The following is a 21,286-nucleotide window of genomic DNA, read 5'->3' on the forward strand; positions in this document are numbered from 1 at the left end:
TGGCTCCCTTCAAGATGCTGCGGAGGCGAGGTCCCGGTAAGCGCCGAGACAGCGGGCGGTGACGGCCCGCCAGGTGCGGTTCGCCGCGACCCACTCTCGGGCCGCCTGTCCGATTTCGCCGCGTAGCTTTGGACTGTAAATCAGCTGGTCGAGGCAATTCGCCCAGGCTTCCGCGTCTTCCGGAAGAGTTAACGTGCCGGTCACGCCCGGTTCGATGATTTCGCGAATCGCCTTGACATCACTTGCTATTACTGGGAGTCCCCCTGCCATCGCCTCGAGCGGTTTCAGCGGAGTCACCAACTGGCACACCCGGTCCGCCCTTCGCGGGACCGCGAAAACATCGAGGACTGCGTGATACCGACGTACCTGATCGACCGGCACCCGGCCGGTGAAGATCGCCGGGACCTTGAGCTCGGCGGCGCGGCGCTCGAGCGCCGGCCGCTCGGGGCCGTCGCCGACGAGCAGGAGCGTGAAGTCGCGCCGCAGCGCCGCCGCCTCGATGAGCGTGTCGATGCCCTCGAAGCCGTAGAACGTGGAGGTCAGGCCCACGACGACGTCGTCCTCCGCGATGCCGAGGTCGGCGCGCAGCTTCCCGCCGTCCGGCAGGGGCTGCAGGAAGCCGTCATCCACGGCGTTGGGCACGACGAGCACGTCACCGACGCCGCCACGTCCCTGGATCTCGGCGCGCATCGCCTCGCCGAGCGTCACGACCAGGTCGGCGTCGCGCATCCGGGCGGTCTCCAGCTCCCGGGTGAGCCGGTAGAACTCGTCCTCCGTCGACCGCGCCGGGTCCCGCGACAGCCAGGAGTCCTCCAGGAAGCCGCGGACCTCGTAGACCACCGGCAGGCCGTACCTGCGCCGCAGTTCCAGCGCGACGGCCGCGTTGAGGTGGTTGCTGGCCGCGTGCAGCACGGTCGGCCGCAGCTCCTCGACGAGGCGTCCGGCCAGGTCGGCGGCCTTGCGCACCTCCTGGACGGGCCCGCGCGGCGGCCGCCAGGGCAGCAGCCGGTGGTAGGGGATCCCGTCCACCTGGCACGTCGCCCGCGCGTCCCGGACGCCCTGCGTCAGGGGGTACCCCAGACGCGTCACGACGTGCGGGTCCAGGCCCAGCTCGCGCTGGGCGGACACGATCCGGTGCGTCCGCACGGTGTACCCGGCCTGCGTGCGCGGCAGCGCGTTCGTGACCAGGTGCAGCACCGTGTTCCCGCCGGGGCGGCCCGCGGGGCGTGCGGCTGGCTCTCGCGGCGTGGCGGCGTCGGCCAGCAGCGCGCGGAGGTCCTCGTTCTCGCGGTCCTGGCGCTGCGGGGCCGGTGCGGCCAGCGCGCGGTACCGCGCGCGGATTCCGGCGGGGGCCACGCGAAGCTTTCCACCCCCGTAGCTGCGCCCCCCCACCCCCTGGGCCAGCCGTACGGCCAGCCGGACCGCCCGTCGTGGATCGGCACGGGCGTGCCGCCACGCCAGCACCGTCCAGAAATAGATCATCTTGGCCACCTGCATGGCGGGCGAGGTTAGGGATCGTCCGTGAACGAAAGGGAAACGCAACAGTGATCGCGCATGTCCTCGGCGCCCGGCCGAACTTCGTCAAGGCGGCCCCGGTGATCGCCGCGCTGTCCGAGACGGGCCGCGAGCAGCGGGTGATCCACACGGGACAGCACTACGACGAGCGTATGTCGGAGGTGTTCTTCCGTGACCTGGGCCTGCCCGAGCCCGACGTGAACCTCGAGGTCGGCTCCGGGAGCCACGCCGTACAGACGGCGGCGATCATGGTGGCGCTGGAGAAGGAGTTCATCGAGCGTTCACCCGAGCTCGTCATGGTGTACGGCGACGTGAACTCCACCATCGCCGCCGCCCTCGTCGCGGCCAAGCTCCACATCCCGGTCGCCCACGTGGAGGCGGGGCTGCGCAGCTTCGACATGACCATGCCGGAGGAGGTCAACCGCCGGCTCGTTGACCAGCTGTCGAACCTGTGCTTCGTCACCAGCCCGGAAGCGGTGGGCCACCTCGCCGCCGAGGGAGTTGACGTGGACCGGGTCCACTTCGTCGGCAACCCGATGATCGACACGCTCCTGTCGCACCTGGACAAATTCGACACCGAGGCCGTCCGGCGGTCGTACGACCTGCCCGAGCGGTACGCCGTCGCGACCCTGCACCGGCCCGCGAACGTCGACGACCCGGAGATCGCGGCCGGCCTGGTCAAGCGGCTGCACGAGATCGCCGAGCTGGTGGACGTCGTCATGCCGGTGCACCCGCGCGGCCGGAAGGTGCTCACCGACGCCGGCCTGGACGCCCACCCGCGCGTCCGCCTGCTCGAGCCGCTCGGCTACGTGGAGTTCGTCGCGGCCGTACGGGGCGCGGCGGCCGTCGTCACCGACTCCGGCGGCGTGCAGGAGGAGACGACGATCCTCGGCGTGCCGTGCCTCACCCTCCGGCCCAACACCGAGCGGCCGATCACGATCACGCACGGCACCAACCGGCTCGTCACCGCGGACGACGTCGTCCCGGCCGTCGCCGAGGCCCTGGCCGCGGGCCGCGGCGAGCGGGAGCACCCGCCGCTGTGGGACGGCCACGCCGGACCGCGCATCGCCCGCGTCGTGGAGGGATGGCTCGGTGGCTGACCGGCAGGTGGCCCGCCTGAAGGCGGCTCTGGCCGACCGCGAGGCGCGCGTCCAGATTCTCGAGGCGCGCGTTGCCGCACTCGAAGGCTCGACGTCTCTCAAGGTCGGCCGGGCCGTCACCGACGCCGCCCGTAGCCCCGGCAAGGGCGTCGTCCAGTTGCCGCGCGAGCTGTACCGCATGTGGCGGCACCGGGGCGCGCCGAACGTCGTCACGTCCGTTGACGCGCGCGAACGGCCGATGTTCACCGCGCGCGACGAGGACCGGCTGATCGCGGCGGCGCCCGCGACGGGTCTCGTGATCGCGGGCGTGCTGGGCCCGGCCGCGACCGAGTCCCTGGAGGAGGTCGCGCACGTCGTCCCGCTGATGCCGCACGACGCCGCCCTGGTCCTCGACACGACCGACGTCGACCTGGTGATCGTGGACGCGGCCGCCGGGGAGCCCGGCGGGCCGTGGGCCTACCTGGGCGTCCCGGGCGTGCCCGACCGGGACCGGGCGCTGCTCGCGCTGCTGAGCGTGGCCCGCGACCGGGGCCGTCCCGTCGTGCTGGCCGGCATCGCCCCGGCCATCGCCGGATTCGGCTGGGACGCCACGGTGCCGCCCGGCACGCCGATCGCCGAGGCGCTGCCTGGTCTGTGCGCCCGGTTCGGCATCGAAGAACTCACATGACCCTGCGAGAAGGAGAACGCGTGCGCGCTCTCGTGTACGGCGACGTCGATCTGAACATCATCGACGGGTCGGCGATCTGGGCCCAGGGTGTGGTGCAGGCGCTGCGGGTCGCCGGCGTCGAGGTGACGTTGGTCCTCAAGGCGCCCGTGAAGACCGGGCGTCTCGTCGACCCGCTGGAGCGGCTGTCCGGAGTGACCGTGCGGCGCCGGCCCGAGGACGCGACCACTTCGCTGACCGTCGAGGAGGCCGCGGGCCTGCTCACCGAGCTCGACGCCGAGGAGCCGTACGACCTGGTCGTCGCGCGCGGCAAGCGCCTCGCCGTCCGTCTCACCGCGACACCGCTGGCCGGGCGGCTGTGGACGTACCTCACCGACGTGCCGCAGACCGTCGCCGAGCTGGACGGGAAGACGCGCGGCGAGCTGGCGGCGGTCGCCAAGGCGTCACGGTTCCTGCTCTGCCAGACCGAGGAGCTGCGCTGCCACCTGGAGGGCGTGCTGCACAAGGCGGCGGGCAAGTGCGTGCTGTTCCCGCCGGTCGTCGCCCTGCCCGAGGGCCTCGAGCCGACCGAGGACAAGACGCCGGGCCGGCCGCTGAAACTGGTCTACACGGGCAAGTTCGCGCCGCGCTGGAACACCTACGAGATGACCGGGCTGCCGCGCCGCCTGGCCGCCCGCCGCATCGACGCCGAGCTCCACATGATCGGCGACAAGATCCACAACGACAAGAAGGACCCCGGCTTCAGCCGGCGGATGCGCGTGGCCCTGGACTCGACGCCCGGCCTGACCTGGCACGGCGGTCACCCGCGTGCCGAGGCCATGCGCGTCTCGGCCGGCTGCGACGTCGGGCTCTCCTGGCGCCACCCGGAGCTCGACGCGAGCCTGGAACTGTCCACCAAGGTCCTGGAGATGGGCGCGCTCGGCCTGCCGGTGGTCCTCAACCGCACGCCGATGCACGAGAACCTCCTCGGCGCCGACTACCCGCTGTTCGCCGCGACCGAGGACGACGTCGTCGACGTGCTGGCGGAGGTGACCGACCCGGAGGTCTACGCGCTGGCCCGCCGCCGGTGCCTGGACGCCGCGAAGGCGTTCTCGCTCGACGCGGCGGCCGAGCGGCTCCGCACGTACCTGCGGCAGGCGTTCCCGCCGCCGCTGCGCGAGGGATCCGGGCGTCGGACGCGCGTCGTCGTCGCGGGGCACGACCTGAAGTTCTTCACGCGGCTGCTCGACCACTTCGGCTCGATCCCGGACGTCGAGGTGCGCGTCGACCGCTGGCCCGCCCTCGGCTCCCACGACCCGGAGGTCAGCGCCGAGCTGGCCGAGTGGGCCGACGTGATCATCTGTGAGTGGTGCGGGCCGAACGCCGTCTGGTACACCGAGTGGCGCAGGAAGCACGGCCGGCCGGACCAGCGGCTCATCGTGCGGCTGCACCGCTTCGAGCTGTACGGCGCGTGGCCGGGACGGCTGGACATCGACCTGATCGACCAGGTCGTCTGCGTGAGCCCGTCGTACGCCGAGCTGACCCGCAAGATGACCGGCTGGCCGGCCGAGAAGATCACCGTGATCCCCAACTGGGTGGACGTGGCGCAGTTCGACCGGGCCAAGCTGCCGGGCGCGCGGTACCACCTCGGGATGATCGGCATCGCGCCGTGGCGCAAGCGCCTCGACCTGGCCGTGGACACCCTGGAGGAGCTCCGGCGGCACGACCCGCGGTTCACGCTGTTCGTGAAGTCGAAGCTGCCCTGGGACCTGCCCTGGATCTGGAACCGCTCCGAGGAGCGGGAGGCGTACGAGGGGCTGTTCCGGCGGATCCGGCGCTCGCCGCTGCTGGCGCGCTCGGTCGTCTTCGACCCGGCCGGGCCGGACGTCGCCGCGTGGCTGCGCCGCGTCGGCTTCGTGCTGTCCACCAGCGACGACGAGAGCTTCCACCTGGCGCCCGCCGAGGGCATGGCGTCCGGGGCCGTACCCGCGCTGCTGCCCTGGCCGGGCGCGGACACGATCTACGACCGGAGCTGGATCCACGAGTCGCCGTCCGCGATGGCCCGGGACATCGCCGCGATCGTCGCGGAAGGGCGCTGGGACGACGAGAGGGCGCGGGGCCACGCGGAGCTCGCGCGGTCCTACGCCCTCGATCTCGTCGCCGAGCGGTGGGTGGAGCTGCTCAGGCCTTCCGCGGCCGCCGCAGCGGCACGAACGCCCACGACATATCCGGCTCAAGCGCCCAGTGCATGACCTTGCGGACCGGCGGGGTGCAGAGCAGTGTCGCCAGCACCGCGCCGGTCGCAGCGGTCCCCAGCACGCCGGGAATCGTGTGCAGGAGCGCCGCGTCGTACCAGCCCATGTACTCCATCAGCTTCGTGAAGAAGCCGTGGAGCAGGTAGGCGTACAGCGTCGCGCCGCCCAGGCCGGTGAACCACGTCTCGCGGGCCGGCACGAGTGACAGGAACGCCGTCACCAGCACGATCGCCGCGGTCATGAGCCCGAGCCGCATGGCCGAGCCGGTGAGGTTGCCGACGTGCATGACGGCGTTGCCGCTGCGCCAGTACACCCACTCGGTGGTCATGTGCCGGTCCGCGACGAAGAAGGTGAACGCGAAGCCGGCGACGAGCGTCAGCGCGCCCAGCACCCGCGCCTTGCGCTGCTTCAGCAGCTCGAAGTGCTCCGGCTTGAGCATGAGACCCAGCACGTAGAACGGCACGAGGCCGAACACGCGGTTCATCTCCAGGGCGTCCGGCAGGTCGCTCATGCCGCCGAGCAGGGAGACGCCCACGGCGACCGCCACCGGCCAGCGGATCTGCTGCCACACCGGCGTGGACAGGCGCCACATGAACAGCGCCATCAGGAACCAGGTCAGGTAGTACGGGTCGAGGAGGCTGATCTCGAAGCTCGAGTTGCCGACCGCCCAGTGGTACGTGGAGTACGCCGTCTCGAAGACGACGTACGGCACGCCCAGGTTGGTGATCAGCTTGCGGGCCTTGCCCCCGGAGAACGTGAAGTTCCGGGAGAAGTAGCCGGTGATCACGATGAACACCGGCATGTGGAACGTGTAGACGAACAGGTAGAGCGCGTGCGCGACGCGGACGTCGCGCAGGTCGACGATCGAGTGGCCGGCGACGACCAGCACGATCGCGAGGAACTTCGCGTTGTCGAAGAACGGGTCCCGCCGGCGGCGCGGCGGAGGCGGGGCCTCGTCGCGTACAGCGGGCAGGTCAGGGGTCGTGATCTCCCCCGGTGACGGGGCCTGTGGGTATCCGGCGGAGTGCGTTGTCGGCGAGGTCATCGGTTCCAGAGTGTGCAGACGGTCGTCCGGGACGGGAATCGACCATACCGACAGTCGGAAGGACACGCAGGGCGTCGACCGAACTCTGAGGATCCTTTCAGCTACAGCGGGTCTACGTCTTGTCGGAGCAGGGGTCCTCGCCGGCGTTCACCGCGCCCGCCGCGCTGGAGGAGGGGATGTTGGTCGACTGCGAGCTCTTCAGGCCCTGCCAGTCGGGTCCCAGGACGAGGTCCACGGTCCCGGCCGGGGTGTCCTGCCCGGCGACGGGCTTGGCGTCCGGGACGACCTGAGCGAGCGCGGCGGCCTGCTGGTCGGCGCCGGTGCCGTAGCGGATCTCGGTCTTGTCCGGCCGCGTGCCGGTCAGGGTGCCGACCTTCGCCACCTGGTACCCGTGCTGGGTGAGCTGGTCGCCGGCCCGCGCGGCCAGCCCGGGCGTCGCCGTGCCGTTGAGCACCTGGACCTTCACCTGCGAGGGCTGGAGCTTCACCTTCTTGGCCGGCACCGCGGCCTGGACCTTGTTGTCGTTGCGGATCGCGGCGAACAGGTTGTTCGCGTCCGGCTGCCTCCACTGGATGCGGTTCGGGTCGGGGGCGTAGGCGCCCCACGGCACGGTGATGAACTGCACCTTGCCGGCCGACATGCCCTGCACGCTGCCGGCGACCTTCTTCATCTCATCGATCGTGAAGTCCTTGTCGGTCGTGACGGACTTCGTCATGGCGTTGAGGAAGCTCAGCAGCTTGGACGGGTTGGTCAGGGTGCCGTTGCTCGTGGCCTTCTTGACCACCGCGCCGAGGAACTTCTGCTGGCGCTTGATGCGGTCGGTGTCGGATCCGTTGCCGATGCCGTGCCGCGTGCGGACGTAGGCCAGCGCCTGCTCGCCCTTGACGATGTGCCGCCCGGCGGACAGGTAGAGCTTGCTCTGCTTGTCCGCGACGCGCTTGCTCAGGCAGATCTGCACGCCATCGAGCGCGTCCACGACCCGCTTGAAACCGGAGAAGTCGACCTTGACGAAGTGATCGATCCGGATTCCGGTCAGCGTCTCGATCGTGTGCCACGTACAGCCGGCGCCGCCGTTGTTGAACGACTCGTTGATCATTCCCAGGTGCGCCGGGATGGTGTGGCCGCTGGTCGACTTGCACTGCGGCATCTGCACCATCGAGTCGCGCGGGAAGCTGATGCCGACGGCCTTTCCGCCGCCCGGCGACAGGTGCAGCAGGATCATCGTGTCGGACCGTTCGCCGACGTCCCGGCCGTACTTGGCGTTCGCGCCGTTCCGCTGGTCCGAGCCGATGAGCAGGACGTTGAGGGACTTGTTCAGCTTCGGCGGCCGCTTGCCGCCCAGCTGGGCGGCGACGTCCTCGTGCTTGATGTTGCCCTCGAGCTTCCGGTACGCCGCGTAGGCCGCGAGGCTCGTGCCGACGAGGACGACCGCCATCGCGATCGAGGCCCAGCCGATGACGCGCCACCAGACCCCCCGCTTCGGCGGGGGACCGGACGGGTAGCCCTGGTCGAGGTACTCGTAGTCGCTGATCATCGGCCTCATAGGCTAGGTGAGGGCATGGAACGGTCGAATCGGTCAGATCACGGAAGTCACATGTTCTACGGCGATTCGGCGTTCCAGGCTTGATTCGTCGAGGTTTTGGCAGATTATTACTGATCCGTCGGAGGTCAAGGGGCCGAGCAGACCTCTTAGGAGATCTTGAGGTGTGTCGAAACCCACAGTGGTGAGCACGCGGGCACTCTCCGGCGTGCCCAACGCCCGGGCCTCGGCCATGAGTTCCGACCCGGTCAGGGTCCGGCCGGCGAACTCCACCGCCGGCGCGTCCGGGTCGAGGACGCCCCCCGGGAAGCGGTCGCCGTACGCGCGGACCTCCACGGCGTAGTCGGTGACGCCCGGCGGGCAGTCCGCCAGCGGCGCGCCGAGCGCATGCAGGGACAAACCAACCACATCGGCGGCGGTGTCGGCCGCTTCAGCCAGCCGCGAGGGGCCCGCCGCTACGATGTCGGCGTCGCCCGGGATGGCGCCGTCGCCGACCGGCACCGCCGTCAGCCCGGCCGACCAGCACGCGAACAGCCAGACGGCGGTCTGCCAATGCCCTGGAAGGGCGAGGACCACCCGTCCGGACGGTACCGCACCGAGTCCGTCGACCAGCAGGTTCGCGGTCTTGGCCACCCAGTTGTCGAACGTCTTCACCGACAGCTCGACACGCTCACCGGTGGCGTCGTCGTAGAAGGTGACGAGCGGACGGGACGGATCGGCGGCCAGCGCCCTACGCAGGAGCTCAACGGGATGTGACATGAAAGTGAAGATTACGGCCACCCGGGCCCCCGGCTCTCGTGACCGTTACTCTCCGGACTCGATGGACGACATCGACGGAGGGCCCGGGGCGTCCCGGGCCGACCTCCTTTTCGCGCGCCTCACCGTCGCCCCCGTCATCCTCCTGGTCTCCTGGCTGGTGGTCGGGCTGCCGCTGCTCATGGCGGGGGTTTTCCGGCCGTGGGCCGCGATCCCGTTGTTCGTCGTGGTCGCGGCGGTCGCGCTGACCTTCGGCCTGCGGGCGGTCCGGCCGGCCGGCCGGACCCCGGGCCGGTTCTCCTGGTGGCCGCTGGCGGGCGTGCTCGCGGTCGCGGTGGCGTTCGGCGCGCTGCAGCTCGTGATGTGCTCCCAGCAGATCGTCGTGCGCCGGGACCCGGCGTCGTACTTCAACTTCGCGACCTGGCTGGAGGGCCACGGGTCGCTGCCGATCCCGCAGATGCGGTGGGCGTTCGGCGGCGGGGACGGCGCGCTGACGTACGGCAGCCCGGCGTTCTACCAGCGCGGTGGCGTCCTCGTGCCGCAGTTCATGGCCGGGATGCCCCTGATCGTCACGCCGGGCGGCTGGCTCGGCGGCTCGTACGCGACGCTGGCGATGATGCCGCTGATCGGCGCGCTGGCCCTCATCTCGTTCGCGGGCGTGACGGCCCGCCTCATCGGCCCGCGGTGGGCGCCCGTCGCCGCGCTGGCGCTCGGGCTCACCTGGCCGATGATGATGATCTCCCGGTCGATCTACAGCGAGACCGGCGCCCTCATCCTGATGTTCGGCGGCCTGGCCCTCATACTCGACGCCATGCGGTCGGGCCGCCGCATGCCGGCCCTCCTGGGCGGCCTGGCGCTCGGCCTGACGATCCTCGTGCGCATCGACGGCATCCGCGACGTGCTGCCGGTGCTCGCCTTCGCGGGACTGCTGCTGGCGCTGCGGCGGCGGGTCGGCCTGCCGCTGCTGGCCGGCCTGACGGTCGGCGTCGGCGCGGGGCTCCTCGAGGCCGTCGTCATGTCCCGGCCGTACCTGCACTACCTCGGCGCGTCGCTGCGCCCGCTCCTGTACATCGCGGCCGCGGTGATCGTCGCGACGGCCCTCGCCAGCCTCGCGATCCGCCGCTGGGGGCTGCCGGACCTCACCCGCTTCCGGCTGCCGGACCTCGCCGTCCCCGCGACCTTCGCGATGCTGGCCTTCTTCGCCGCCCGCCCGATGTTCCAGATCGTACGACGGGTGCCGCACAACCTCGACGACCGGGTCAACGCCGCCTTCATCGCCGCGCTGCAGAGGACCGCGCACCTGCCGCTCGACCCGAACCGGCAGTACAACGAGCTGAGCCTGCACTGGGTGGCGTGGTACATCGGCGTCCCCGCCGTCCTGCTGGCCGCCGTGGGCGCCGCCCTCGTGCTGCGCGACCTCCTGCGCCGGCGCCGCCCCGACTGGCTCCTGCCGTACGCCCTCATCGTCTGGACCACCGTGGCGACCCTCTGGCGGCCGGGGATCACCCCCGACCACCCGTGGGCGAGCCGCCGCCTGATCGGAATGGTCATCCCGGGCCTGCTGCTGTTCGCGCTGTGGGCCGTCGCCTGGGCGGCGCGCCGCGTGCGAAGGCTCCGCCCCGGGCGTCCGTTCTGGTTGGGACCCGGGAGGTCGGTCGGGGTTGGTTGGTCGGGGGTAAGTGCTGCGGTGGGCGCGCTGCTGATCCTCGTGCCGACCGCGATCGCCTCGGCGCCGATGACGTTCGCGCGGACCGAGGAGCGCGAGGTCTCCCAGGCGCAGAAGATGTGCGACGCCATCGGCCCGAACGCCTCCGTCCTGATCATCGAGCGCGTCACCGGCGACCGGTTCTCCCAGCTCATCCGCGGAATGTGCCACACGCCCACCGCGCGCGTGACCGTCCGCCCCGGCTTCAAGACCGCTCCGGACGAGGACGTGATGAGGATCGTCCGGAAGGTCGCCGCGGCGGGCCGCCGGCCGGTCCTGCTCGGCGCCGACGGGTCCGACGTGTCGCCGTACGGGCCGGTCCGCCGGGTCTTCCACATCCACACCCGCCGCGACTCGAGCACGCTGGTGTCGGCTCCGCAGGGTACATGGTCGCTCACGATCAACGTCTGGATGAGCGATCCCATGTACAGAGGGTGAACAGTGCGTACGCTAAGAACCGTGGATCGGACTGGGCGACTATCCTCGCCGGGCGTGACTAACACGCCCCATGTGACGATCGTCCTGCCGTGCTACAACGAGCAGGATCACGTCATCGACGAGGTCGAGCGCATCTGCAAGGCGATGGACGCCAGCGGACAGACATACGAGTTGCTGGCCGTCGACGACTGCTCGACCGACCAGACACTGGCCCGCCTCGAGGAGGCCGCGCCGCACTACCCCAACATGCAGGTGGTGCCGTTCCACCGCAACGGGGGGTCGGGCACCGTCCGGCGGATCGGCTCCCAGCAGGCCCGGGGCGACATCGTCGTCTGGACCGACGCCGACATGACCTACCCGAACGACCGCATTCCGGAGCTGGTCGACATCCTCGACCAGGACCCGACGGTGGACCAGGTCGTGGGCGCGCGCACCACCGAGGAGGGCACCCACAAGTTCCTGCGGGTGCCGGCCAAGTGGTTCATCCGCAAGACGGCCGAGGTGCTCGCCGGGCAGAAGATCCCCGACCTGAACTCCGGCCTGCGGGCGTTCCGCAAGGACGTCGCCGAGCCGTACCTCAAGCTGCTGCCGCCCGGATTCTCCTGCGTCACGACGATCACGCTGGCGTTCCTGTCGAACCAGCACGACGTCCGCTACGTGCCGATCGACTATTCCAAGCGGGCCGGCAGCTCGAAGTTCCACTTCGTGCACGACGCCTACCGCTACATCCTGCAGGTGCTGCGGATGGTGATGTACTTCAACCCGCTGAAGGTCCTGATGCCGCTCGCGCTGTGGCTGCTGGGGCTGGGCGTGGCCAAGGGCATCCTCGACATGGTCCTGCACCCGCTGCGGTTCGCGATCAACACTGTGCTGATCTTCGTGACCGGGTTGATCATCGCGTCGATGGCGTTGCTGGCGGACCTGATCGTGCGATCCCGGGGAGACACGTGAGCCGGAGCGACGTGACGGGGAGGCGGGGCCGACCGTGAAGATCGCGATCATCGGCCCCGCGTTCCCGTACAAGGGCGGCGGTGCGCACCACACCACCGAGCTGGCGCACCGCCTGGCCGCCGCCGGACACGACGTCACGCTGGAGTCGTGGAAGGCGCAGTACCCCTCCTTCCTCTATCCCGGCGAGCAGACGATCGCGACGCCGGAGGGCGAGCCGTTCCCCGGCACCCGGCACGCGCTGGCCTGGTACCGCCCGGACGGCTGGCTGCGCATCGGCCGCCGGCTGCGCTCCCAGGACCTCGTGATCCTCGTCGTGCTCTCGCCCGTGCAGGTCCCGGCCTATCTCGGCATGCTGATGGGCCTGGGCTCCCGCGACGGCGAGAGCCCGCGCGTGATCGCGTTGTGCCACAACGTCCTGCCGCACGAGCGCAAGCCGTACGACGTGCCCCTCATGCGGCGGCTGCTGACGCGCGTCGACGGCGCGCTGGTGCACTCCGCGCAGCAGGCGCAGCTCGCCCGTGACCTGGCACCCGGCACCCCGGTGCGCACGGCGGTGCTGCCCGCGCACCTGCCGACGCCCCCCCATGGGACGCCCATCCTCACGGGCGCGCCGGAGGGCCCGTGGAACCGCCTGCTGTTCTTCGGCATGGTCCGGCCGTACAAGGGCCTGGACGTGCTGCTGCGCGCGCTCGCGCGGGTGGACGACGTCGCGCTGACCGTCGCCGGGGAGTTCTGGGGCGGTGCCGACGAGACCCGCGCGCTCGTCTCCTCGCTCGGGCTGGAGGAGCGGGTGGAGCTGCGACCCGGGTACGTCCCGGCCGCCGAGGTGCCGGAGCTGTTCGCCCGGGCGGACGCCCTGGTCCTGCCCTACCGCACCGCGACGGCCTCCCAGAACGTCTTCATGGCCTACGAGCACGGCGTCCCGGTCATCGCGACGCGCGCCGGCACCCTGGCCGACCATGTCCGCGAGGGCGCCGACGGCGTGCTGTGCGAGCCCGACGACGTCGACTCGCTCACCGACGCCCTGCGCCGGTTCTACGAGCCGGGCGAGCCGGCGCGGCTGCGGGCGGGCGTGCGGCCCGTCGACTCCGAGCCGCACTGGACCGCCTATCTGGAGCAGCTCCTCACGGCCGGGCCACTGGTCGGGAGCGGCGCCGGCGGTGAGGAGCGATCTGCCTAGTCAGGCCCCGATGTGCGGGGTGATCGCCTTGAGGAGGGCGCGCTTCGGCTTGGCGCCGGTGATCTGCTCGACGACCTCGCCGTCCTTGAACAGCAGGAGGGTCGGCAGCCCCATGACGTTGTACTTGCCCGGGGTCGCCTGGTTGTTGTCGTAGTCGAGCTTGGCGATCTTCAGCTTGCCGGCGTACTCGGAGGCGATCTCATCGAGGACCGGCGCGATCATGCGGCAAGGCCCGCACCACGTCGCCCAGAAGTCGACCAGCACGGGCGTGTCGCTCTTCAGGACATCCTGGTCGAACGTCGCGTCGGTCACGGTGATGGGCTCGGCCACGGGAGCCATTGTCTCTCCTTCCGGTGCGCCGCAAGTGCGGCGTCGGTCAACACCGAACACAAGGCCGGTGGACCTGGCGATATTCCAGGGGGGAGAGGCTAGTCGACCGGGGGCGCCCAGGGGGTGATCCGGCCGGGCGCGTCCAGAGGTCAGTCCGCCGGGTGCCCGACCGGCTCGGCGTCGTCATCGACGAGGACGGGGTGGCGGGTGCCGAGGAGTACGGCGGCGCCCGCCCACGCCAGGTCGGCGACCGTGAGGACGACGCGGGAGGCGAGCGCGACGACAAGCGGCGCGCCGGCCGCCGGCAGCACGGGCCCGAGCGTCACGGTCAGCGCGGCCTCTCGCACCCCCACCCCGCCGGGCGCGATCACGATGATGAACCCGGCGGTGAACGCCAGGGCGTACGCCCCCGTGGCGAGGAAGAAGCCCTGCCCGCCGGCCGCCCGCACCAGCAGCCAGGTGTGCGCGCCGAACAGCAGCCAGCCCAGCGCCGTCCACGCGACCGAGACGGCCATCGTGCCGAGCCCGGCGGTGCGAGCGAGAGGCTGCCGGCGCGCGAGCCGGAGAGCGCGGTTCAACGCGAAGGCCAGGACACGTGGATGCAGCAGGGCCAGGAAGATCGGCGCGAGGACGAGCAGCCACCAGTAGCGGCGCGTCGCGTCCGGCGAGGTGAACGGCAGCGTCACGGTGGCGACCGCGCAGCCCGTGGCGATCGTCGTGGCCATGGACAGCACGCCGGCGCTCGCGCCGCGCTCGCGCGGCACGTGGTGCTCCTTGGCCAGCTCCATCTGGGCGACCAGCGCCCACACCGACCCGGGGATGTACTTGCCGAGCTGGGACACGAAGTAGACCCGGACCGCCGCCCGCAGCGGCAGCGGGGAGCCCAGGCCGCCCAGCAGGCGGCGCCAGGCGAGCATCCACGCGCCGAGCCCGAGGACCCCCGCCAGCAGCGCTGCGCCGACGTACGGCCAGGACAGCTCGGTCACCGCGCGACGGGTGTCGTCCCAGCGGGAGAACAGCCCATAACCGCAGAAGCCCAGCGCGACGACGACCAGGGCGACACGCGCGAGGCGGCTCGCTCGCAGGCGGGAGATCACCCGGCCAGACTAGTCGGTACGTCCCGGTGAACACTCGGTGATCAGCGGGTACGCGCTCCGGCGGGGCCGTAAAGTGAAGCCGATGAAACTCAATGACGCGAAGGCCTTCGTCGGCCATCAGGTGCATGTGTGCCGTTTCCGCGAGGCCGGGACCCTCCTGCGGTGGATGGGCGACGACCTGCGCGGCAAGCGGGTGCTCGACGTGGCCGGCGGCGACGGCTACTGGGCCGGGCAGGCCCGCAAGCGCGGCGCGCACGCGGTCTCGATCGACCTGGCGCGCGGCAAGATGCTGTACGGGCAGACCCTGAAGCACCCGCCGGCCCTGATCGAGTGCGACGCGCTGCGGCTGCCGTTCGTCGACGGCAGCTTCGACGCCCTGCTGTCGGTGTGCGCGATCGAGCACTTCGACGACGGCGGCAAGGCGCTGGACGAGATGTCGCGGATCCTCAAGCCCGGCGGCGAGCTGTTCATGTCCGCCGACGTGCTCAGCCGCTCGCGCGAGTGGCCGAAGCTCCGTGAGGCGCACTGCGCGAAGTACCACGTCCAGCACACCTACACGCATGAGAGCCTCGGGGAGCTGCTGGCCGGCCGCGGGATGGAGCTCGTCGAGTACTCCTACCAGTTCCGCAGCCGCTCGACCGAGCGTCTCTACCTCTCCCTGTCGGCGTACGGCGGCCGGATGGGATTCAACGCCGCCGCGCCGCTCACGCCGCTGGTCGCGCTCGCCGACCGGCGCAGTCCCAACGACCGTGGCAGCATCGTTCTGATCAAGGCGCGCAAGAAGGGGTGAGGTCCCCCTCTGGTCGATCGATCGGCGTAGGCTTCCGATCGGGGAGTGATCCCGACCACATCGGCACCGAACGGAGGGGGCGACACCGTGGTGCCTCGTGTGCTTGTCGACGCGACCGGCGTGCCCGCCGATCGCGGCGCGCTCGGACGCTACGCCGACGGGCTGATCGGCGCGCTGCACCGCGCGGACGCCGATCTGGCCGTCGTCTGCCAGCGGTCGGATGAAGAGCGGTACGGAAAGCTGGCGCCGAAGGCGCGTGTCGTCGCCGGCCCGACGGCCATCACGCACCGCCAGGCGCGCCTGACCTGGGAGCAGACGAGCCTGCCGTTCATCGCGCAGCAGGTCGGCGCGCAGGTCATCCACGAGCCGTACTACTCGATCCCGCTACGGCCGGGCATGCCGATCGTCGTGACCGTCCACGACATGGCCTACTTCACCGACCCCGAGGCGCACAACCCGCTCAAGACGACGTTCATCAAGGCGGCGACGCGCACCGCGGTGCGGCGCGCGACCCGGGTGATCGTGCCGTCGAAGGCGACGCGTGACGAGATCGTCCGGCTGCTGGGCGCCGATCCGACCCGGATCGACGTCGCCTACCACGGCGTCGACCACACGATCTTCCATCCGCCCACCGAGGAGGAGCGGCGGCACCTGTCCGACCGGCTGGGCCTGCACGGGCACCCCTACATCGCGTTCCTCGGCGCGCTCGAGCCGCGCAAGAACGTCCCCAACCTCATCCGCGGCTGGGTGGAGGCCGTGGCGGACCTGGAGCGCCCGCCCGCGATGGTCCTGGCGGGCAGCGGGGGATGGGACGACGAACTGGACGCCGCGCTCGCCGACGTGCCGTCCCGCCTGCGGCTGATCCGGCCCGGCTACCTGCCGTGGCCGTCGCTGCCGGGGTTCTTCGGCGGGGCGCTGACCGTCGCCCTGCCGAGCCGGGGCGAAGGGTTCGGCCTGCCGGTCCTGGAGGCGATGGCCTGCGGCGCGACCGTGCTGACGACCCACCGCGCCTCGCTGCCGGAGGTGGGCGGCGACGCGGTCGCCTACACCGAGCCCGATGCCGAGGGCATCGCGGCGGCGCTGCGCGCGCTGATCGACGACCCGGAACGGCGGGGGCGGCTCGCCGAGGCGGCGCACGCCCGTTCCCGTGAATTCACCTGGGCGGCGTCCGCGGAGGCCCACATGGCGGCCTACCAGCGCGCCGTCGAACAGTAAGGTGACTGGCCGGTACCGATGAGGGAGGGGCACCCTGGAAGCGATTCTGCTGGTCGGAGGTAAGGGCACGCGGCTGCGGCCGCTCACGATCTCGACGCCGAAGCCGCTGCTGCCGACGGCAGGGGTACCGCTGCTGGAGCATCAGCTGCGCAAGGCGAGCGCCGCGGGCATCCGCCGGATCGTGTTCGCCACGTCGTACCGCGCCGCGATGTTCACCGAGGCGTTCGGCGACGGGTCGCGGTTCGGCCTGGAGCTGGTCTACGTCACCGAGGACGAGCCGCTGGGCACGGCCGGCGCGATCCGCAACGCCGCCTCGAAGCTGACCTGTGACGCCGGCAGCCCGGTCGTCGTGCTCAACGGCGACATCCTGTCCGGCCACGACCTGGTGTCCCAGGTGGCGATGCACGAGAAGTCCGACGCGGCCGTCACGATGCACCTCACCCTGGTCGACGACGCGCGGCGGTACGGCGCGGTGCCGACGACCTCTGAGGGCAAGGTCATCGCGTTCGTGGAGAAGTCCCCGAAGCCGCCGACCAACCAGGTGAACGCCGGCTGCTACATCTTCCGGCGCTCGGCGATCGACGCGATCCCCACCGGCCGCGTGGTGTCGGTGGAGTACGAGACGTTCCCCGAGCTGCTCGCCTCCGGCGAGACGATCATGGGCTATGTCGAGGGCGCCTACTGGCTCGACGTCGGCACGCCGGCCGCCTTCGTGCAGGGCTCGTGCGACCTGGTGCTCGGCCGGATGGAGTCGCCGGCCGTGCGCTCGGGCGGGGGAGTCCTGTTCCTCAACGGCTCGGCGGTCGCCCCGGAGGCGGCCGTCTCCGGCGGTACGACCGTCGGCGCCGGGGCCGTGGTCGAGTCGGGCGCGACCGTGGAGTCGAGCGTGCTGTTCGACGGGGCCGTCGTGGAGCGTGGGGCGCGGGTGTCGCGCTCGGTGCTGGGCCGGGGCGCGCGGATCTGCGCGGGCGCGGTCGTGGAGGACGCCGTGATCGGCGACGGCGCGATGGTCGGCCCGGGCAACGAGCTGCGCGACGGGCTGCGGCTGTGGCCGGGCGTGCAGCTTCCGGAGACGGCCGTGCGGTTCTCCGCCGACAGCTGAGCGGACACGGTTTGCTCGCTCAGGAGGCCCGTACCCGTACGTGGCGGCCGCCGTGGCCGGTCGACGTGGGGCTGACGCTGGCGCCGCACCGCCGGGGCTCCGGCGACCCGGCCTTCGCGGTCACCCCTGACGGGGCGGTGTGGCGCGCGTCGACGACCCCGGACGGCCCGGGCACGCTGCGGCTGCTGGCGCGCGGTGCCGAGATCGAGGCCGAGGCGTGGGGGCCGGGGGCGTCCTGGCTGCTGGACGGCGTTCCGGAGCTGCTCGGCGCGGCCGACGACCCGTCGTCGTTCCGCCCGGAGCACGAGATCCTGCGCCAGGCGGCCCTGCGGCTGCGGCACTTTCGCATCGGCCGGACCCGCAACGTCTTCGAGGCCCTGGTCCCGGCGGTCCTGGAGCAGAAGGTCGTGGGCAAGGAGGCCTGGCGGGCCTGGCGCTACCTGCTGCGCGGATTCGGCGAGCCCGCGCCCGGCCCGCTGGACCTGCGGGTGCCGCCGCCGCCCCGGACCTGGGTGATGATCCCGTCCTGGGAGTGGCACAAGTCGGGCATCGAGGCGGTCCGGGCCCGTACGATCATCGGCGCCGCGCGGGTGGCGAGCCGGCTGGAGGTCGAGGACACCGCGGAGGCGGATCGGCGGCTTCGCTCGCTGAGCGGCATCGGCGTGTGGACGTCGGCGGAGGTGCGGCAGCGGGCCCTCGGCGACGCCGACGCCGTGTCGGTCGGCGACTACCACATCCCCGGCATCGTGGGATGGGCGCTGACCGGCCGGAAGGTCGACGACGCGGGCATGCTCGAGCTCCTCGCTCCGTACGCCGGGCACCGGTACCGGGTGACCCGCATGCTGGAGCTGTCCGGGGCCGCCCCGCCACGGCGGGGACCACGGATGCCGGTCCGCGACTACCGCCGCTTCTGACGCCCGGGGGGTGATGGGAATAACGGGGACGAACCGGGCGTATGTTGCCAACATGAGTGATCCCGCCGCTCCGGCGCCTTCGCCCACCGCTCTACGACGTGCGCTCGCCCGGGCGCGCGACGGCAAATCGCTCGACGTGTCCGAGGCCGAGGTGCTGCTCCACGCCCGCGGCGAGGACCTGGAGACGCTCCTGTCGTACGCCGCGCGGATCCGCGACGCGGGGCTGGAGGCCGCCGGCCGGCCCGGCGTGATCACCTACAGCCGCAAGGTGTTCATCCCGCTGACCCGCCTGTGCCGCGACCGCTGCGGCTACTGCACGTTCGCGACCGTGCCCGGCCGCCTCGACGCGCCGTACCTCAGCCCCGACGAAGTCCTGGAGATCGCCCGCCAGGGCGCCGAGCTGGGCTGCAAAGAGGCGCTGTTCACCCTCGGCGACCGGCCGGAGGACCGCTGGAAGCAGGCGGGCGAGTGGCTGCACGCGCACGGCTACGACGACACGCTCTCGTACGTGCGCGCCATGGCGATCCGCGTGCTGGAGGAGACCGGGCTGCTGCCCCACCTCAACCCGGGCGTCATGGGCTGGCGGGACCTGCAGCGGCTGCGGCCGGTTGCGCCGTCGATGGGCATGATGCTGGAGACGACGTCCCGGCGGATCTTCGCGGAGAAGGGCGGCGCGCACTTCGGCTCCCCGGACAAGGACCCCGCGGTACGCCTGCGGGTCCTGGAGGACGCCGGCCGGTCCAACGTGCCGTTCACGACGGGGATCCTCATCGGCATCGGCGAGACGATCCGCGACCGCGCCGAGTCGATCTTCGCGATCCGGAAGGTCGCGCGGGAGTACGGCGGGATCCAGGAGGTGATCGTCCAGAACTTCCGCGCCAAGCCGGACACCAAGATGCGCTCGATGCCCGACGCGGAGCTGGAGGAGCTCGCGGCCACCATCGCCGTGACCCGCATCGTCCTGGGGCCGAAGGCGCGCGTGCAGGCCCCGCCGAACCTCGTCGATTCCGAGTACGCCCTGATGCTGCGGGCGGGCATCGACGACTGGGGCGGCGTCTCCCCGCTCACTCCCGATCACGTCAACCCCGAGCGTCCGTGGCCGCAGATCGACGAGCTCGCCGCCCGTACGGCCGACAGCGGGTTCGCGCTGCGGGAGCGCCTGACGATCTACCCCGAGTACGTCCGGCGTGGCGAGTCCTGGCTCGACCCCCGCCTCGCCGCCCACGTGGCCGCGCTCGCCGGCCCCGACGGGATGGCCCGCGAGGACGTCACACCGGTCGGGCTGCCCTGGCAGGAGCCGGACGGCAGCTGGGGCGAGGCCGGGCGGGTGGATCTCCATGTGGCGATCGACTCGGAGGGCAGGACGAAGGACCGCCGGGACGACTTCGACGAGGTGTACGGCGACTGGTCCGAGGTCGGTACGCGGATCCGGCCCGCGGAGCGGTTCGACGCCGACGTCGCGGCGGCCCTGCGGAACGCCGAGCGCGACCCGGCCGGGCTGTCCGACCAGGACGCCCTCGCGCTGCTGCACGCCGACGGCCCCGAGCTCGACGCCCTGGCCCGGCTCGCCGACGACCTGCGCCGCGACGCCGCCGGCGACGACGTGACCTACGTCGTCACCCGCAACATCAACTTCACCAACGTCTGCTACACCGGCTGCCGGTTCTGCGCGTTCGCCCAGCGCCGTACGGACGCCGACGCGTACACGCTGTCCATCGAGCAGGTGGGGCAGCGGGTCGACGAGGCCTGGGCGGCCGGCGCGACCGAGGTGTGCATGCAGGGCGGCATCCACCCGGACCTGCCGGGCACCGCGTACTTCGACCTCGCGCGCGAGGTGAAGAAGCGGGCGCCGGAGATCCACATGCACGCCTTCAGCCCGATGGAGGTCGTCAACGGCGCCGCCCGTACGGACCTGTCCATCCGGGACTTCCTGCTCGAGGCCAAGGCGGCGGGCGTCGACTCGCTGCCCGGCACGGCCGCCGAGATCCTCGACGACGACGTGCGCTGGGTGCTCACCAAGGGCAAACTGCCGACGTCGGCGTGGGTCGAGGTGGTCACGACCGCGCACGAGATCGGCCTGCCGACCACGTCGACGATGATGTACGGCCACGTCGACACGCCCGCGCACTGGGTCGCCCACCTGAAGCTGATCCGGTCGATCCAGGAGCGCACGGGCGGCTTCACCGAGTTCGTCCTGCTGCCGTTCGTGCACCAGAACGCGCCGATCTACCTCGCCGGCCTGGCGCGGACCGGGCCGACGGCGCGGGAGAACCGCGCGGTGCACGCCCTCGCCCGCGTCCTCCTGCACGGGGCGATCCCCAACATCCAGTGCTCGTGGGTGAAGCTCGAGGACGAGCTGTGCGCCCAGGTCCTCCAGGGCGGCGTCAACGACCTCGGCGGCACGCTCATGGAGGAGACCATCAGCCGGATGGCCGGGTCGGAGAACGGCTCGTTCAAGACGATGTCGGCGCTGGAGGAGCTGGCCGCGCGGGCCGGGCGTCCGGCCCGGCAGCGGACCACGCTGTACGGCGCGGTGCCGGAGGAGCGTCGTGCGGCGGCGCTGGCGACGGACGGCGTCGGGCGGTTCCTGCCGCTCATCACCTGACCGCCGGGCCGAGTGAGCATCCGCTTACGTGTTCCCGCGGGCGGACGATACGCCGGGCCTCCGCCGACGGACGAACGGACACGACAGCGCCCCGGGGCCGGTCGG

At 71.7% G+C, this 21,286-nt stretch carries 17 protein-coding genes; 11 read left to right on the forward strand and 6 right to left on the reverse strand.

The window, feature by feature from the left end:
• Window positions 1-9 precede the first annotated feature (9 nt).
• Complete coding sequence (locus ABEA24_RS44115; protein ID WP_345440026.1) at window positions 10-1,497, reverse strand: glycosyltransferase family 4 protein; 1,488 nt, start codon at window positions 1,495-1,497, stop codon at window positions 10-12.
• 50 nt (window positions 1,498-1,547) lie between these two features.
• Between ABEA24_RS44115 and wecB the strand changes: the two genes are divergently transcribed.
• Genes wecB through ABEA24_RS44130 form a run of 3 tightly spaced genes read left to right on the forward strand, consistent with a single transcriptional unit; the run spans window position 1,548 to window position 5,510 of the window.
• Entirely contained in the window at window positions 1,548-2,615 is a 1,068-nt protein-coding gene (gene wecB / locus ABEA24_RS44120; protein WP_345440499.1) for a non-hydrolyzing UDP-N-acetylglucosamine 2-epimerase, read from the forward strand.
• Window positions 2,608-3,282, forward strand: coding sequence for a hypothetical protein (locus tag ABEA24_RS44125; protein WP_345440028.1), 675 nt, complete (start codon window positions 2,608-2,610; stop codon window positions 3,280-3,282). The genes wecB and ABEA24_RS44125 overlap by 8 nt, the downstream gene beginning before the upstream one ends.
• Entirely contained in the window at window positions 3,279-5,510 is a 2,232-nt protein-coding gene (locus tag ABEA24_RS44130; protein WP_345440030.1) for a glycosyltransferase, read from the forward strand. Before ABEA24_RS44125 ends, ABEA24_RS44130 begins: the two co-directional genes overlap by 4 nt.
• On the opposite strand, the gene ABEA24_RS44135 is transcribed toward ABEA24_RS44130, so the two are convergent.
• The 3 genes from ABEA24_RS44135 to ABEA24_RS44145 form a co-directional block, all read right to left on the reverse strand.
• The gene (locus tag ABEA24_RS44135) at window positions 5,440-6,558 is read right to left on the reverse strand and encodes an acyltransferase family protein (protein ID WP_345440032.1); all 1,119 of its coding nucleotides are present in this window, start codon (window positions 6,556-6,558) and stop codon (window positions 5,440-5,442) included. The genes ABEA24_RS44130 and ABEA24_RS44135 overlap by 71 nt on opposite strands.
• 112 nt (window positions 6,559-6,670) lie before the next feature.
• Window positions 6,671-8,092, reverse strand: a complete 1,422-nt coding sequence (locus tag ABEA24_RS44140; protein WP_345440034.1) for an LCP family protein — start codon at window positions 8,090-8,092, stop codon at window positions 6,671-6,673.
• Window positions 8,093-8,134: 42 nt separating this feature from the next.
• A complete protein-coding gene (locus ABEA24_RS44145) occupies window positions 8,135-8,857 on the reverse strand; it encodes a TIGR03089 family protein (protein WP_345440037.1) in 723 nt (240 codons plus the stop codon).
• 61 nt (window positions 8,858-8,918) lie between these two features.
• On the opposite strand from ABEA24_RS44145, the gene ABEA24_RS44150 reads away from it, so the two are divergent.
• From ABEA24_RS44150 to ABEA24_RS44160, 3 genes are read left to right on the forward strand one after another with little or no spacing between them, the layout of a single operon-like run.
• Complete coding sequence (locus ABEA24_RS44150; protein WP_345440039.1) at window positions 8,919-10,997, forward strand: hypothetical protein; 2,079 nt, start codon at window positions 8,919-8,921, stop codon at window positions 10,995-10,997.
• Between the two features lie 54 nt (window positions 10,998-11,051).
• Window positions 11,052-11,948, forward strand: coding sequence for a glycosyltransferase family 2 protein (locus ABEA24_RS44155; protein WP_345440041.1), 897 nt, complete (start codon window positions 11,052-11,054; stop codon window positions 11,946-11,948).
• A 34-nt stretch (window positions 11,949-11,982) separates the two neighbouring features.
• The gene (locus tag ABEA24_RS44160; protein ID WP_345440043.1) at window positions 11,983-13,128 is read left to right on the forward strand and encodes a glycosyltransferase family 4 protein; all 1,146 of its coding nucleotides are present in this window, start codon (window positions 11,983-11,985) and stop codon (window positions 13,126-13,128) included.
• Here the strand turns inward: ABEA24_RS44160 and trxA are convergent, their stop codons facing one another.
• Both trxA and ABEA24_RS44170 read right to left on the reverse strand, forming a co-directional pair.
• Entirely contained in the window at window positions 13,129-13,467 is a 339-nt protein-coding gene (gene trxA / locus ABEA24_RS44165) for a thioredoxin (protein ID WP_425551307.1), read from the reverse strand.
• Between the two features lie 140 nt (window positions 13,468-13,607).
• Complete coding sequence (locus ABEA24_RS44170) at window positions 13,608-14,555, reverse strand: lysylphosphatidylglycerol synthase transmembrane domain-containing protein (RefSeq protein WP_345440045.1); 948 nt, start codon at window positions 14,553-14,555, stop codon at window positions 13,608-13,610.
• Window positions 14,556-14,637: 82 nt separating this feature from the next.
• Between ABEA24_RS44170 and ABEA24_RS44175 the strand changes: the two genes are divergently transcribed.
• The 5 genes from ABEA24_RS44175 to ABEA24_RS44195 all read left to right on the forward strand — a co-directional run bounded on the left by ABEA24_RS44175 (window position 14,638) and on the right by ABEA24_RS44195 (window position 21,181).
• Window positions 14,638-15,345 (forward strand): class I SAM-dependent methyltransferase, encoded by a 708-nt coding sequence (locus tag ABEA24_RS44175; RefSeq protein WP_345440047.1) that lies wholly within the window; start codon window positions 14,638-14,640, stop codon window positions 15,343-15,345.
• 99 nt (window positions 15,346-15,444) lie between these two features.
• Window positions 15,445-16,560 (forward strand): glycosyltransferase family 4 protein, encoded by a 1,116-nt coding sequence (locus ABEA24_RS44180; protein WP_345440049.1) that lies wholly within the window; start codon window positions 15,445-15,447, stop codon window positions 16,558-16,560.
• A gap of 49 nt (window positions 16,561-16,609) precedes the next feature.
• Complete coding sequence (gene manB / locus ABEA24_RS44185; RefSeq protein WP_345440505.1) at window positions 16,610-17,662, forward strand: mannose-1-phosphate guanylyltransferase; 1,053 nt, start codon at window positions 16,610-16,612, stop codon at window positions 17,660-17,662.
• A gap of 11 nt (window positions 17,663-17,673) precedes the next feature.
• Window positions 17,674-18,576: a DNA-3-methyladenine glycosylase family protein gene (locus tag ABEA24_RS44190; RefSeq protein WP_345440051.1), complete on the forward strand. Its 903-nt coding sequence runs from the start codon at window positions 17,674-17,676 to the stop codon at window positions 18,574-18,576.
• Between the two features lie 52 nt (window positions 18,577-18,628).
• On the forward strand, window positions 18,629-21,181 hold the full coding sequence (locus ABEA24_RS44195; protein ID WP_345440053.1) for a bifunctional FO biosynthesis protein CofGH: 2,553 nt from the start codon (window positions 18,629-18,631) through the stop codon (window positions 21,179-21,181).
• Window positions 21,182-21,286 lie beyond the last annotated feature (105 nt).

Origin of the sequence: Actinoallomurus vinaceus (assembly GCF_039542055.1) — a bacterium.
Lineage (GTDB): Bacteria > Actinomycetota > Actinomycetes > Streptosporangiales > Streptosporangiaceae > Actinoallomurus > Actinoallomurus vinaceus.